This is a genomic window from Actinomadura sp. NPDC049382 (assembly GCF_040677125.1).
Lineage (GTDB): Bacteria > Actinomycetota > Actinomycetes > Streptosporangiales > Streptosporangiaceae > Spirillospora > Spirillospora geliboluensis.
In genome coordinates this window covers 116825-130532 of sequence record NZ_JBFARO010000014.1, presented here as the reverse complement: position 1 = coordinate 130532, position 13708 = coordinate 116825, and the positions used below count along the sequence as shown (strand labels likewise).

The 13708-nt window shown below is 71.3% G+C and carries 11 protein-coding genes; 1 reads left to right on the top strand and 10 read right to left on the bottom strand.

Translation table 11 applies throughout. The features are described 5' to 3' along the window. From AB0K34_RS12490 to idi, 4 genes are all read right to left on the bottom strand, one after another. On the bottom strand, positions 1-762 hold a 762-nt coding region (locus tag AB0K34_RS12490), incomplete at its 3' end, for a carbohydrate ABC transporter permease (protein ID WP_364547845.1). Further along, positions 759-1724, bottom strand: a complete 966-nt coding sequence (locus tag AB0K34_RS12485; RefSeq protein WP_364547842.1) for a sugar ABC transporter permease — start codon at positions 1722-1724, stop codon at positions 759-761. The genes AB0K34_RS12490 and AB0K34_RS12485, both read right to left, overlap by 4 nt. Next, positions 1721-3028 (bottom strand): ABC transporter substrate-binding protein, encoded by a 1308-nt coding sequence (locus AB0K34_RS12480; RefSeq protein WP_138638217.1) that lies wholly within the window; start codon positions 3026-3028, stop codon positions 1721-1723. The genes AB0K34_RS12485 and AB0K34_RS12480 overlap by 4 nt, the downstream gene beginning before the upstream one ends. Before the next feature lie 141 nt (positions 3029-3169). Then, positions 3170-3748: an isopentenyl-diphosphate Delta-isomerase gene (idi, locus tag AB0K34_RS12475; RefSeq protein ID WP_138638218.1), complete on the bottom strand. Its 579-nt coding sequence runs from the start codon at positions 3746-3748 to the stop codon at positions 3170-3172. Positions 3749-3898: 150 nt separating this feature from the next. On the opposite strand from idi, the gene dxs reads away from it, so the two are divergent. After that, the gene (gene dxs, locus AB0K34_RS12470; RefSeq protein WP_138638219.1) at positions 3899-5857 is read left to right on the top strand and encodes a 1-deoxy-D-xylulose-5-phosphate synthase; all 1959 of its coding nucleotides are present in this window, start codon (positions 3899-3901) and stop codon (positions 5855-5857) included. 10 nt (positions 5858-5867) lie between these two features. Here dxs and AB0K34_RS12465 read toward each other — a convergent pair whose 3' ends face one another. The 6 genes from AB0K34_RS12465 to AB0K34_RS12440 form a co-directional block, all read right to left on the bottom strand. Then, positions 5868-6233 carry a hypothetical protein gene (locus tag AB0K34_RS12465; RefSeq protein ID WP_138638220.1) on the bottom strand — a complete coding sequence of 122 codons (366 nt, stop codon included), beginning with the start codon at positions 6231-6233 and terminating at the stop codon, positions 5868-5870. An 83-nt stretch (positions 6234-6316) separates the two neighbouring features. Next, positions 6317-7675, bottom strand: a complete 1359-nt coding sequence (locus tag AB0K34_RS12460; RefSeq protein WP_138638221.1) for an FAD-dependent oxidoreductase — start codon at positions 7673-7675, stop codon at positions 6317-6319. A gap of 55 nt (positions 7676-7730) precedes the next feature. Then, positions 7731-8528: an SAM-dependent methyltransferase gene (locus AB0K34_RS12455; protein ID WP_138638222.1), complete on the bottom strand. Its 798-nt coding sequence runs from the start codon at positions 8526-8528 to the stop codon at positions 7731-7733. Positions 8529-8600: 72 nt separating this feature from the next. After that, positions 8601-10085, bottom strand: a complete 1485-nt coding sequence (locus AB0K34_RS12450; RefSeq protein WP_138638223.1) for an amino acid permease — start codon at positions 10083-10085, stop codon at positions 8601-8603. 218 nt (positions 10086-10303) lie between these two features. Then, a complete protein-coding gene (locus AB0K34_RS12445; RefSeq protein ID WP_301174312.1) occupies positions 10304-12391 on the bottom strand; it encodes a 3-hydroxyacyl-CoA dehydrogenase NAD-binding domain-containing protein in 2088 nt (695 codons plus the stop codon). After that, entirely contained in the window at positions 12388-13590 is a 1203-nt protein-coding gene (locus AB0K34_RS12440; RefSeq protein WP_301174313.1) for a thiolase family protein, read from the bottom strand. Before AB0K34_RS12440 ends, AB0K34_RS12445 begins: the two co-directional genes overlap by 4 nt. Between the last annotated feature and the right edge of the window lie 118 nt (positions 13591-13708).

Here is a 13708-nt window from a genome sequence, read left to right as displayed (position 1 = left end):
AGCCGAGGCCATCTGCTGGTTGTACTGGACGGCGACCGCGCCCGAGCCCGCGGTGTTGTTCAGCATCACCGTGACCGGCCAGCTGTCGGGGGCGCCGAGGAACACCGCGAACAGGAAGTCGTTCCACATCGAGGTGAACTGCCAGATCAGCGTCACCGCGAACGCGGGCGCCGACACCGGCAGCACCACCGACCAGTACGTGCGCAGCATGCCGGCGCCGTCCACGCGCGACGCCTCGATCAGCTCGTCCGGGATCGTGACGTAGTAGTTCCGGAAGATGAGCGTGCAGATCGGGATGCCGTACACGACGTGCGCGAGGACGAGCCCGCGGATCGTGCCCGCCAGCTCCATGTCCGTCAGCAGGCCCGCCAGCGGGATCATGACCGCCTGGTAGGGGATGAACATGCCGAACAGGAACAGCGTGAACACGACGTCCGCGCCCGGGAACCGCCACTTGGACAGCACGTAGCCGTTCAGCGAGCCCAGCACCGCCGAGATCAGCGAACCGGTCACGGCGATCTTGACGCTGTTCTCCAGGCCGGGCCTCAGCGCGTCCCAGGCCGCGCCCCAGCCGGAGGTGCTCCAGTGGCTCGGCAGGCTCCACGCGCTGCTCGGGTCGGCCTCGTCCAGCGGCTTGAAGCTCGTGACCACCAGCACGTAGACCGGGATGAGGAACAGCAGCACGAACGCCAGCAGGACGGCCAGCTTCACCGCTTGCACTGCCCCGGACGAGCGGCGGCCCGGCGCGCCCGCGGCGGTCATCGGGTCCGCTCCGAGCGCACCGACCAGACCAGGTACGGGATCACCAGCACCGCGACCGCGACCAGCATGTAGGTGGCGATGGTGGCGCCGTTGGCCGGGTCGTGCCGGTCGAAGATCTCCACGTAGGTGGCGATCGCCGGCACGTAGGTGATGATCTGCTTGCCCGCGATCGCCATGATCAGGTCGAACACCTTCAGCGAGATGTGCCCGAGGATGATCAGCGCGGACAGCGTCACCGGGCGGAGCTGCGGGAACACCACGTACCGGTACACCTTCCACTCGGACGCGCCGTCCACCCGCGCCGCCTCCCGCAGGTCCTCCGGGACGCTGCGGAACCCGGCCAGGTACAGCGCCATGACGTACCCGGACATCTGCCAGACGGCGGGGAGGGCCATCGCCGCCATGCCCCAGTCCGGGTTCTGCCACCAGTCGTTCGCCAGGAACCCGAGATGCAGCTTGTCGAACAGCTGGTTGAAGCCGACGGCGCGCTCGGGTGGCGCCGGGTTCATCAGCCACCGCCACACGACGCCGCTCGCGATGAACGACACCGCCATCGGGAACAGGTACACCACGCGGAAGCCCGCCTCCGCGCGGATGCCCTTGTCCATGAGGAACGCCAGGAACGCGCCGAGCAGCAGGGCGCCGACGACGAACACGGCCGTGAACAGCAGCGCGTGCTTCACCGCGCCGGGCCAGCTCGGCTGGTCCCACAGGTCGACGAAGTTCTTTCCCTTGTCGAACCCGTACTCGGAGACCTCGTCGTGCTTGCCGCTCAGCGCGACCCGGGTGTTCCAGAACAGCAGCCCGTAGACGAACAGGCCGATCGCGACGATGGACGGCGAGACCAGCAGCAGCCCCGGCAGCCATCGGCGGGCGCGTCTGAGGAACGACGAGCGATGCTCCTCAGACGCGTCCCGGCGACCGGGGTCCGCTGCTTTCAGGCCCTCTTCCGAGGCGGTCACTGTCCGCTGTTCTTGGCCGCGCTCACCAGCCCCTGCTGGAGCTTGGCCACGTCCCGGTTCTGCAGGAACAGGCCGATCGCGGTGTCGATGTCGGTGTGCCACTTGTTGTTGGCGTTCACGCCGTGCCAGAACGAGCCCGCGAGCTTGGTCTGCGGGTTGTTCCACTCCTCGAACGCCGTCTGCAGGTAGCCGGTGTAGAGGCTCTTGTCGGCGTCCTTACGGGCGGGGATGGAGCCCTTCTTCGGGTTGAAGAGGTCCTGCCCCTCCTTGCTGGACACCTCCTTCAGCCACGCCTCCGCGCCCGCGCGGTGCGGCGCGCCCTTGGGCAGGGTGAAGCTGTCCGACAGCCACATGTAGGTGCCCTCGGTGCCCGGCGCCGCCGCGAACTTGAAGTCGGTGTCGAGCTTCTTGCCGAGCCCGTTCGGCGCGGCGCCGACGAAGTACCCGTACGCCCAGTCGCCCATGATGTTGAACGCGGCCTTGTCGTCCACGACGGCCTTCGCGGCGCCCTGCCAGTCGGTGGACGCGGCCTCCAGCGTCGTGTACTTCATGATCTCGCCGAACTCGTTCAGCGCCTTGGCGACCGCCGGGGTGCCCCAGTCCGCGCCCGGCTGCCACAGCGCGTTGTAGGCGTCGGTGCCGAGGCTGCCGAGCAGGACGTTCTCCAGCAGGTGGTCGGCCGTCCACTGCGCGCCAAGCGACAGCGGCACCTTCTTCGTCTTGTCCTTGACGGCCTTCAGCGCGGTGATGAACTCGGGGATCGACGTCGGCGGGCCGGCCACCCCGGCGTCCTTCAGGATGTCGGGGTTGTACCAGAGCACGTTGGACCGGTGGATGTTCACCGGCACCGAGTAGATGTGCCCCTTGTAGGTGATCTGGTCGAGGAGCTGCTTCGGGTACACCGACTTCAGGTTGTTCTGCTGGTAGAAGTCGTCCAGCGGCTCGATCTGCCCGGCCTTGATGTAGTCGAGCAGCTCCGCGCCCGCGTGGCCCTGGAAGGAGTCTGGCGGCTTGCGGTTCTGCAGCCGGCTCGCCAGGACGGCCTTGGCCTGCGTGCCCGACCCGCCGGCGATGGCCGCGTTGACGAACTTGGTACCGGGATTCCTCTTCTCGAAGTCGGCCTGCATGGCCTGCAGCCCGTCGGCCTCGCCTGGACCGGTCCACCAGGAGAAGACCTCGACCTCGGACTTGTCGTTCTTCGATCCGCCGCCGTCGTCGCCGCCGCAGCCCGACATGGCGAGGGCACCGGTCATCGCCACGGCCGCGAACACCGTCCAGCGGCTCCGGAAAGCACGTACTCGCATCGTCCGTCCCTTCGGTTACCCCGGGGAGGCCAGCGTCCGTTCGGACGTCGCACGGGTCAACACGTGGGACGGAAAAGTGATCAAGAGGTGATGCGCGGTGAGAACGGGCGCCGCGGACCGCCCGGCGGGCCGCCGGACGGCCTACCAGGGAAGGGCCGGCGGCAGGTCGGCCGGCCCCGCGTCGGGCCAGTCGAGCGGGGCGCCGAGCGGCGCCAGCTCGGCGAGCTGCAGCCGGTACCAGGGCGAGGACTCGGGGCGCCCGGCGAGGTCGAGGCACTGCTGCCACGTCCACCACTCGGCCGACTCGACCTCGTCGGGGTTGCGCCGCAGCGGCCCGCCCGCCGCGACGACGGCGCGCACGACGGGGCACCGCTCGTGCTCGACGGTCCCGTCCGCGGCGACGGCCCGGTACTGGAACCGCGGCAGCACGGACGTCAGCGCCGCCTCCGGCATGCCGAGCTCGTCGCGCAGCCGCCGCAGCACGGCGTCGCGCAGCTTCTCGCCGGGGCCGGGATGGCCGCAGCAGCTGCCCGTCCAGACACCGGGGAAGGTGCGCTTGTCCAGGGCGCGCTGAGTGATCAGGACACGACCTTCCGTATCCACCACATAGCAGGAGAAAGCCAGATGGTAGGGCGTGTTCTCGTGGTGACTGGAGCTCTTCGGAGCGGTTCCGACGGCTTCGTCATCCGCGTTGAGCAGCACGATCTCTTCGACGGCCATGCTCTACTCCTACCCCATCCCTGCCGCGGGGGTCAGTCTTTTCGCACCCGCCGCGCGGGCGGGGCGCGGCGCGTCGCGGGCGAACCGGGATTAAACTCGGAACGGCCCGAGCGAGGGGAGACCCGATCCCCGACGGAGGAGTTGAAACGAGTGAGCCTGCTGGAGTCGATCACAGGTCCCGACGACCTCAAACGACTGGACGCCGGTCAGCTGCCTCGGCTCGCGGAGGAGATCCGCGAGTTCCTCGTCCAGGCGGTCTCCAAGACCGGCGGGCACCTGGGGCCCAACCTGGGCGCGGTCGAGCTGACGATCGCGCTGCACCGCGTCTTCGACTCGCCGCACGACAAGATCCTCTTCGACACGGGGCACCAGTCCTACGTGCACAAGATGCTCACCGGGCGGCACGACTTCGAGCTGCTGCGCAAGCGCGGCGGCCTGTCCGGCTACCCGAGCCGGGCCGAGTCCGAGCACGACGTCATCGAGAACTCGCACGCCTCCACGGCCCTGTCGTACGCCGACGGGTTCGCCAAGGCGTTCCAGCTGCGCGGCGAGGACGACCGCGCCGTGGTCGCGGTCGTCGGTGACGGCGCGCTGACCGGCGGCATGTGCTGGGAGGCGCTCAACAACATCGCCGCCGGCGTCGACCGCCCGGTCATCATCGTCGTCAACGACAACGGCCGGTCCTACTCGCCGACCATCGGCGGCCTCGCGTCCCACCTCGCCGACCTGCGCGTCACCCAGGGCTACGAGAACGCCCTCGACCTCATCAAGAAGACGGTGCCGCGCGCGCCCGTCGTCGGCACCGTCGCCTACGAGGCGCTGCACGGCATCAAGAAGGGCCTCAAGGACGTCCTGCAGCCGCAGGCCATGTTCGAGGACCTCGGCATGAAGTACGTCGGCCCGATCGACGGCCACGACGAGGACGCCGTCGAGCGCGCCCTGCGCCGCGCCCGCGGGTTCGGCCGCCCGGTCATCGTGCACTGCATCACCACCAAGGGCCGCGGCTACGCACCCGCCGAGAACGACACCGAGGACTGCATGCACGGCGGCGGCGCGTTCGACCCCGCCACCGGCAAGTTCGTCACCAAGAAGAGCGGCCCCGCCTGGACGAAGATCTTCGGCGAGGAGATGGTCGCGATCGGCCGGGAGCGCCGCGACGTCGTCGGCGTCACCGCCGCGATGCTCCACCCGACCGGGCTCGCGCCGTTCGCCGAGGCGTTCCCCGACCGCGTCTTCGACGTCGGCATCGCCGAGCAGCACGCCGTCACCTCCGCCACCGGTCTCGCCATGGGCGGTCTCCACCCGGTCGTGGCGGTGTACGCGACGTTCCTGAACCGCGCGTTCGACCAGGTCCTGATGGACGCGGCGCTGCACAAGCAGCCGGTCACGTTCGCGTTGGACCGCTCCGGTGTGACCGGCGACGACGGCGCCAGCCACAACGGCATGTGGGACATGTCGATCCTGCAGATCGTGCCGGGCCTGCGCGTCGCCGTCCCGCGCGACGGGGCGCGGCTGCGCGAGCTGCTGCGCGAGTGCGTCGCCGTGTCCGACGGGCCGACCGCGATCCGCTACCCCAAGGGCCCGGCGGCGGCCGACATCGAGGCGATCGGCACGGCCGGCGGGATGGACGTGCTGGCCCGCCACGACGGCTCCAACGGCACCCGCGTCCTGCTGGTCGCGGCGGGCTCGATGGCGACGCCCGCGGTGGAGGCCGCCGCGCTGATCGCCGCGCAGGGCATCGGCGTCACCGTGGTCGACCCGCGCTGGGTGAAGCCGCTCGACCCGGCGCTGCTCGACCTCGCCCGCGACCACGCGCTCGTCGCCGTCGCCGAGGACAACGGCCGCACCGGCGCCGTCGGCGACGCCGTCGCCCGGCTGCTGCGCGACGCCGAGGCCGACGTCCCGATCCGCACGTTCGGCATCCCGCAGGAGTTCCTCGACCACGCCTCGCGCGGCGAGATCCTCGCCGACATCGGCCTGACGCCGCAGGCGCTCGCCCGCGACATCACCGAGTCGGTGGCCCGCATCACCTCCACGGAGGCCGAGACCGCCGAGGCGTCGGAGGCGTCCGGGGCGTCCGCGTCCGAGGGGTCGAAGGAGAAGCCCTGACCGGCGGGCGCTAGACCCCGTCGGCCGACAGCAGCTGCCAGAAGTGGGTGATGGACGCGGCGGACGTGCCGAGTTCGCGTCCCGAGTACGTCCATCGCCCGCGCAGCCGCCACGGGCGCCCGGCCCCGTCCTGGACGAACACCTGCAGCGGGAAGCAGGCGTCGTGCGCGCGGATCACGCCGGCGGGGTCGACCGAGGGCGCGAGCCGGGGCTCGCCCTCGCAGCGCACGCCCATGACGGACGTGCGCGGGTCCTGGCGCAGGAGTCCCTGTGTCAGGTCGTACACGAGTACGGACACGTAGTCGGGGCCCAGCCACCTGAGGTCGGGGACCGTCTCGGGTGGGGGGAACCCGTACAGTTCTGGACCGCCGGTCACACGCCGCACCGTAGCGCCCGGGTCACATGCCCGTCACTACTTTCCCGGCGGGAATTCGCGGCGCGGCCGGATGCGGCGGGCGGTCAGTCGCCGCCGCGGCACGCCGACGTCATCGCCTCCCAGCGGGCCAGCTTGACCCGTTCGCCGCGGTCGAGGCTGCGCGCGAGCGCGATCTCGGCGGCGTCGAGCTTCAGCCAGTCGGCGTAGGTGACGACGGGCAGCCCCCGCGACTCCAGTAGCTCCTCGATGGTGTGCTTGCGCTCCGGCTCGGTGCCGGCGAGGTCGGCGAGCAGGTTGCGGACGGTCTCGGCGGCGTCGGACTTGTTGGTGCCGACGACCCCGGACGGCCCGCGCTTGATCCAGCCGGCGACGTACTCGCGGGGGACCGGCGCGCCGTCCGGGCCGAGGATCCGGCCGCCGTCGTTCGGGACGACGTGGGAGCGCTCGTCGAACGGGACGCCGGTGAGCGGGACGCTCTGGTAGCCGACCGACCGCAGCACCAGGCCGACCGGCAGCGTCTCGTACTCGCCGGTGCCGGTGACGCGGCCCGACTCGTCCAGCCGGGTCCGCTCCAGCTTCAGGCCCTCGACGCGGCCGGTGCCGATGATCTCGGCGGGCGCGCGCCAGAACCGGACGTCGATGTGGCGGGCGCGGCCGGGGGCGGGCTCGCCCGTCCAGCCGTTGAGGACCTTGACGTTGCCGCCGGTCTTGCGGTCGCTCGCGGCCAGCTCGGCGCTCGCCGGGTCGAGCTCCATGTCCTCGGGGCGGACGTGGATGCTCGCGTGCGGCAGCTCGCCCAGCTCGCGGGCCTCCTTGGTGGTGAACTTCGCCTGCGCGGGCCCGCGCCGCCCGATCATGTGGATCCTCTTGACCCGGCTGCGCGACAGCGCCTCGATGACCTGCTCGGGGACGTCGGTGTCGCGCAGCTCCTCGGCGGTCTTGGCGAGGATGCGGACGACGTCGACGGCGACGTTGCCGACGCCGACCACCGCGACCTCCTCCACCGACAGGTCGAACTCGTGGTCGGCGGCGTCGGGGTGCCCGCAGTACCAGTTGACGAAGTCGGTGGCGGCGATGCTGCCGGGCAGGTCCTCGCCGGGGATCCGCATGTGCCGGTCGACCATGGCGCCGGTCGCGTAGACGACGGCGTCGTAGCAGCCGAGCAGGTCGGCGCGGGTGATGTCGCGGCCCAGCTCGACGCAGCCGAAGAACCGGACGGCCGGGTTCTCCAGGACCCGCTGCAGGTACTTGGCGATCGACTTGATCGACGTGTGGTCGGGCGCGACGCCGTAGCGGACCAGGCCGTACGGGGTCGGCAGCCGGTCGAACACGTCCACCCGGACGTCCCCGTCGGCCTGCTTGACGAGGGCCTCGGCGGCGTAGATCCCCGCCGGGCCGGATCCGATCACCGCGACGAGCACTGGAGAAGCCATGGCCGTCATTGTGCCTACCCGGCGGGCGAAATGACACCGTGACCCCCGTCACGGGCCCGGCGCGTCACGGTTTGCGCGCGACCCCCGCCCACATGGGCACTTCGCGCGGTTCGCCGGTGCCGTCCCCGTCCGGCCGCCATTGCGGCGGTGAGACGAGCCCCGGCTCGACGAGGTCGAGGCCGTCGATCAGCGCCAGGACCTCGTCGCGGTCGCGGGGGCGCGCCTTCTGGACGGCGTTCTCGTTCCACATCCGGAACGCCTCCCGCACCCGCGGGCCGCCGAGTTCGGCGGTGGCGTGGGTGAAGGCCAGCCAGCTCCCGGACGGGACGGCGTCGAGCAGCCGCCACAGGATCGCGCGGGCGTCGCCGGCGTCGGTGACGAAGTGCATGAGGCTCATCAGCGTGATGGCGACCGGGCGGCCGAGGTCGAGGGTGGCGGCCGCGTCGGCGAGGATCCGGCCGGGCTCGCGGAGGTCGGCGTCCAGGTAGGCGGTGGCGCCGTTCGGGCCGGAGCTCAGCAGCGCGCGGGCGTGCGCGAGGACGACCGGGTCGTTGTCGGCGTAGACGACGCGGGCGCCGGGCAGCACCGCCTGCGCGACCTGGTGGACGTTCGGCTCCGTCGGCAGCCCGGTGCCGATGTCGAGGAACTGGTCGACGCCCTGCTCGGCGAGGAAGGTCACCGAGCGCCGCATGAACGTGCGGTCGGCGCGGACCATCGCGACGACGTGCGGGTTCGCGGCGGCGATCTGATCGCCGAGCTCGCGGTCGACCTCGTAGTTGTCCTTGCCGCCGAGCCAGTGGTCCCAGACCCGGGCCGAGTGCGGCCGGGTGGAGTCGATCCGGTCCGAGAGCTCGCCTGCCATGTGCCGTCACCGTCCGTGCGGGGGTCGCGGGTCGCCGGTCCCCAAGATCGTAGGGCGGAACGCGGCGGCTTCTCAGGACTTGGCGGAGATTTCCTCCGCGCGGCCGACCCGGCTGTGCCGGTACCCGTAGAGCCCGTAGAGGACGACGCCGATCACCATCCAGGCGAGGAACCGCAGCCACGTGTCCACCGGCAGGTTGATCATCACGAACAGGCAGCCGAGCACCGACAGGATCGGGACGAGCGGGACCCACGGCGTGCGGAAGGCGCGGGGCAGGTCGGGGCGGGTGCGGCGCAGCACCACCACGGCGACCGAGACGATGAGGAACGCGAACAGGGTGCCGATGTTGACCAGCTCGGCGAGCTTGGCGAGCGGGATGAACCCGGCGAGCACCGCGACGACGGCCCCCATCATGATCGTCGAGCGGTAGGGGGTGCCGAACCGCGGGTGGACGGCGGAGAGCCACGGCGGCGTGAGGCCGTCCCGTCCCATCGCGAAGAAGATGCGGCTCTGCCCGAGCAGCAGGATCAGCACGACGCTGGTGAGGCCGATGACGGCGCCGACGTCGATGATGGTGGCGAACACCGGGTGCCCGACGGACTTGAACGCGTCGGCGAGCGGCGCGGCGGTGCTCAGCTCGCTGTAGTGCTGCATGCCGGCGACGACGATCGACACGGCGGCGTACAGGACCGCGGTGATGACGAGGGACCCGATGAGCCCGATGGGGACGTCCCGCTGCGGGTGGCGGGCCTCCTCGGCGGCGGTGGCGACGATGTCGAAGCCGATGTAGGCGAAGAAGACGATCGCGATGGCGGCGAAGATGCCGAGCCAGCCGAAGCTGCTCGGCGTGAAGCCGAACAGCACCTGCATCAGCGGCGCGGTGAGGCCGCTCCCCTCCGGCGTCGGCTTGGACGGGGGGATGAAGGGCTCGTAGTTGGAGCGCTTGACGAAGAACAGCCCGGCGAAGATGACCAGCAGCACGATCGACACCTTGACCGCGACGACCACCGCGTTCACCCGCGAGGAGATCTTGATGCCGGCGACGAGCAGCACGGTCACCACGGCCACGAGGGCGATGGCGGGGACGTTCACCGTGCCGCCCTCGCCCGGCGGGGCGGCGAGCGACGCGGGGATCGTGACGCCCATGTCGTCCAGCAGCGAGGCGAAGTAGCCGGACCAGCCGACCGACACCACCGCCGCGCCGAGCGCCATCTCCAGGATGAGGTCCCAGCCGATGATCCAGGCGGGGAACTCCCCGATGGTGGCGTAGGAGAAGGTGTAGGCGGAGCCCGCGACCGGGACGGTGGAGGCGAACTCGGCGTAGCAGAGCGCCGCGAGCCCGCACACGACCGCGGCGAGGATGAACGACAGCGCGACCGCCGGGCCGGCCTTGTCCCGGGCGACCTGCCCGGTCAGCACGAAGATGCCGGTCCCGATGATCACGCCGACGCCGAAGACGGTGAGGTCGAGCGCCGACAGGGCCCGCCGGAGCCGGTGCGCGGGCTCCTCGGTGTCCCGGATCGACTGCTCGACCGACTTCGTGCGCAGCAGGTTCATCCTCGGCACCCTCCGCCTCGCCTCGTGCTCGTCGCGGCCGCGCCGTCCGGCACGGGCGTCCGGTGCGGCCGTTGGCCGTATGCCCATATGTGCGCGGGTTATGATCAGCCGAAACGCGAGCACGCCCGTGACGTGCGGAAATGCCGGAAAAGAGGCGTTCCGAACGCGGCTCGGAACGCCTCTTCCCTCGGGTGCGGCGGGTGCGGGCCGCGGCCGGGTCAGGCGGGCAGCGAGGCGACCCCCGGCTCCAGGAACCGGCGGCCGGTCACCCGCTCGGCGACGCCCGACCGGTCCAGGTACGGGGTGATGCCGCCGAGGTGGAACGGCCAGCCGGCGCCGAGGATCATGCACAGGTCGATGTCCTGCGGGGCCGCGACGACGCCCTCGTCCAGCATGACGCGGATCTCGTCGGCGAGCGCGGCCAGCGCCCGGTCGAGCACCTGCTCCTCGGTGGACGGGCTCGTCCCGCCCGCGAAGATCTCCACGACCTCGGGGTCGAGGGAGAAGTCCGGCCGGTACACGCCGGACTTGCCGGCCGCGACCATCGCCGCGAGGTTGCCCGACAGCGGGAACCGGTCCGGGAACGCGCCGTGCAGGGTCTCGTTGACGTGCAGCGCGATCGCCGGGCCGACCAGCCCCATCAGCACGAACGGCGGCATCGGCAGCCCGAGCGGCGCCGCGGCGCGCTCGGCGACCTCGATCGGCGTGCCCTCGTCCACCGCCTTGACGATCTCGGCGAGCAGCCGCAGCAGGACGCGGTTGACCACGAACGCCGGGGCGTCCTGGACCAGCACGCACGACTTCTTCAGCGCCTTGCCGGTGGCGAACGCGGTGGCGAGCGCGGCGTCGCCGGTCCGCTCGCCCCGGACGATCTCCAGCAGCGGCAGCACCGCGACCGGGTTGAAGAAGTGGAAGCCGACGACCCGCTCGGGGTGCGCCAGCCCGGACGCCATCTCGGTGACCGACAGCGAGGAGGTGTTGGTCGCGAGGACGCACTCGGGGGAGACGTACTCCTCGACCTCGGCGAACACCTTCTGCTTGACCGACATCTCCTCGAACACGGCCTCGATGACGAAGTCGGCGTCGGCGAACGCGTCCTTGGTCAGCGAGCCGGTGATGAGCGCCTTGAGGCGGTTCGCCTTGTCGGGGGTGACGCGGCCCTTGCCGAGCAGCTTGTCGATCTCGCCGTGCGCGTAGCCGACGCCCTTGTCCACGCGCTCCTGGTCGAGGTCGGTCAGCACGACCGGCACCTCCAGGCGGCGCGCGAACAGCAGCGCGAGCTGCGAGGCCATCAGGCCCGCGCCGACGACGCCGACCTTGGTGACCGGGCGGGCGAGGGCCTTGTCCGGCGCCCCGGCGGGCCTCTTCGCGCGCTTCTGGGTGAGGTCGAACGCGTACAGGCCGGCGCGCAGCTCGTCGCTCATGATGAGGTCGGCCAGCGCCTCGTCCTCGGCGGCGAAGCCCTCGTCGCGGGTGCGGTCCTTGGCGGCGGCGACGAGGTCGAGGGCGCGCGTGTAGGACGGGGCGGCGCCGTGCAGCTTGCCGTCCACGTTCCAGCGGGCCATCGCGACCGCGTCGTCCCACGCCTTGCCCTTGTCGACTTCGGGCCGGGTGACGGTGACGTCGCCGTTGAGGACGCGGGCCGTCCAGGCGAGCGACTCCTCCAGGAAGTCGGCCGAGTCGAAGAGGGCGTCCGCGATGCCCAGCTCGTACGCCTGGGCGCCCTTCAGCGTCCGGTTCTGCGCGAGCGGGTTCTCGATGACGACCTTGAGCGCCTTCTCCGCGCCGATCAGGTTCGGCAGCAGGTACGTGCCGCCCCAGCCGGGCACCAGGCCGAGGAACGCCTCGGGCAGCGCGAACGCCGGGACGCCGGCGGAGATCGTCCGGTACGTGCAGTGCAGGCCGATCTCGACGCCGCCGCCCATCGCCGCGCCGTTGTAGTAGGCGAACGACGGGACGTCCAGCTCGCCCAGCCGCCGGAACACGTCGTGGCCGAGCCTGCCGATGGACCGGGCGTCCTCCCGGTTCGCGATGAGCGGGACGCCCTTCAGGTCGGCGCCGACCGCGAAGATGAACGGCTTGCCGGTGACGCCGACGGCCGCGATGTCGTCGCGCCCGGCGATCTCGTCGATGGCGGCGTTCAGCTCGGCGAGGCCGTTGGGGCCGAACGTGTTGGGCTTGGTGTGGTCGAAGCCGTTGTCCAGTGTGATGAGCGCGAGCGTGCCCGCCGCGTAGGGCAGCGTCACGTCCCGTACGTGCGCGTGCGTCACGACTTCGTCGCTGAAGACTTCCCCAAGAGTGCTCACTTGCTGTCCCCCCAGTTGACGTTCTCCCAGAGGACGGTTCCGCCCATGCCCATGCCCACACACATCGTGGTCAGTCCGTAACGCACGTCCGTACGCTCCTCGAACAGGCGCGCGAGCTGGTTCATCAGCCGGACGCCGGACGAGGCGAGCGGGTGGCCGAGCGCGATCGCGCCGCCCCACGGGTTCACCCTCGGGTCGTCGTCGGCGATCTTGAAGTGCTCCAGGAACGCCAGCACCTGCACGGCGAACGCCTCGTTGATCTCGATGAGGCCGATGTCGTCCATGGTCAGCGCGTTGCGGGCGAGGAGCTTCTCGGTCGCGGGGACTGGCCCGACGCCCATCACCTCCGGCTCCACGCCGGCGAACGAGAAGTCGACCAGGCGCATCTTCGGCGTGAGGCCGAGCTCGCGGGCGACGTCCTCGGCGGCGAGCAGGCACGCGGTGGCGCCGTCGTTCAGCCCGGCGGCGTTCCCGGCCGTGACGTTGCCGTGCACCCGGAACGGGGTCTTGAGCTGGGCGAGGTCGTCCAGCGTGGTGCCGGGACGCGGCGGCTCGTCCTCGGTGGCGAGCCCCCACCCCTTCTCGGCGGAGCGGACCGCGGTCGGCACGAGGTCCGGCTGGATCTTCCCGGCCGCGTAGGCGGCGGCGACCTTCTGCTGGCTGCGCATGGCGTAGGCGTCCGCGCGCTCCTTGGTGATGCCGGGGAACCGGTCGTGCAGGTTCTCCGCCGTCGAGCCCATGACCAGGGCGGACGGGTCGACGAGCCGGTCGGCGAGGAAGCGCGGGTTCGGGTCGACGCCCTCGCCCATCGGGTGCCGGCCCATGTGCTCGACGCCGCCGGCGATGGCGACGTCGTAGGAGCCGAACGAGATCCCGGCGCCGGAGGTGGTGACGGCGGTCATCGCGCCCGCGCACATCCGGTCGATCGCGTAGCCGGGGACGCTCTTGGGCAGCCCGGCCAGCACGGCGGCGGACCGCCCGATGGTCAGGCCCTGGTCGCCGGTCTGGGTGGTGGCGGCGATCGCGACCTCGTCCACCCGCTCGGGCGGGAGGGACGGGTTGCGGCGCATCAGCTCGCGGATCGCGCGGACGACCATGTCGTCGGCGCGGGTCTGCGCGTAGAGGCCCTTGGGGCCGGCCTTGCCGAACGGCGTGCGGACGCCGTCGACGAACACGACGTCGCGTGCGGTGCGAGGCACGGGTCGTCCTCCCTGCGGTGGGCTGTATGACGGAAGGTCGTCGAGCCTCGTGCCGCCCCTGCCTGGACGGCGGCACGAGTGCCCGCGACAGCGATGCTACTCGCTGGTAACCATCAAT

Coding starts and splice junctions, on each gene's coding strand:
- idi (WP_138638218.1), bottom strand. CDS start 3,748: ATGGCCGTCGAAGAGATCGTGCTGCTCAACGCGGATGACGAAGCCGTC.
- AB0K34_RS12480 (WP_138638217.1), bottom strand. CDS start 3,028: ATGCGAGTACGTGCTTTCCGGAGCCGCTGGACGGTGTTCGCGGCCGTG.
- AB0K34_RS12455 (WP_138638222.1), bottom strand. CDS start 8,528: ATGGCAGGCGAGCTCTCGGACCGGATCGACTCCACCCGGCCGCACTCG.
- AB0K34_RS12450 (WP_138638223.1), bottom strand. CDS start 10,085: ATGAACCTGCTGCGCACGAAGTCGGTCGAGCAGTCGATCCGGGACACC.
- AB0K34_RS12460 (WP_138638221.1), bottom strand. CDS start 7,675: ATGACGGCCATGGCTTCTCCAGTGCTCGTCGCGGTGATCGGATCCGGC.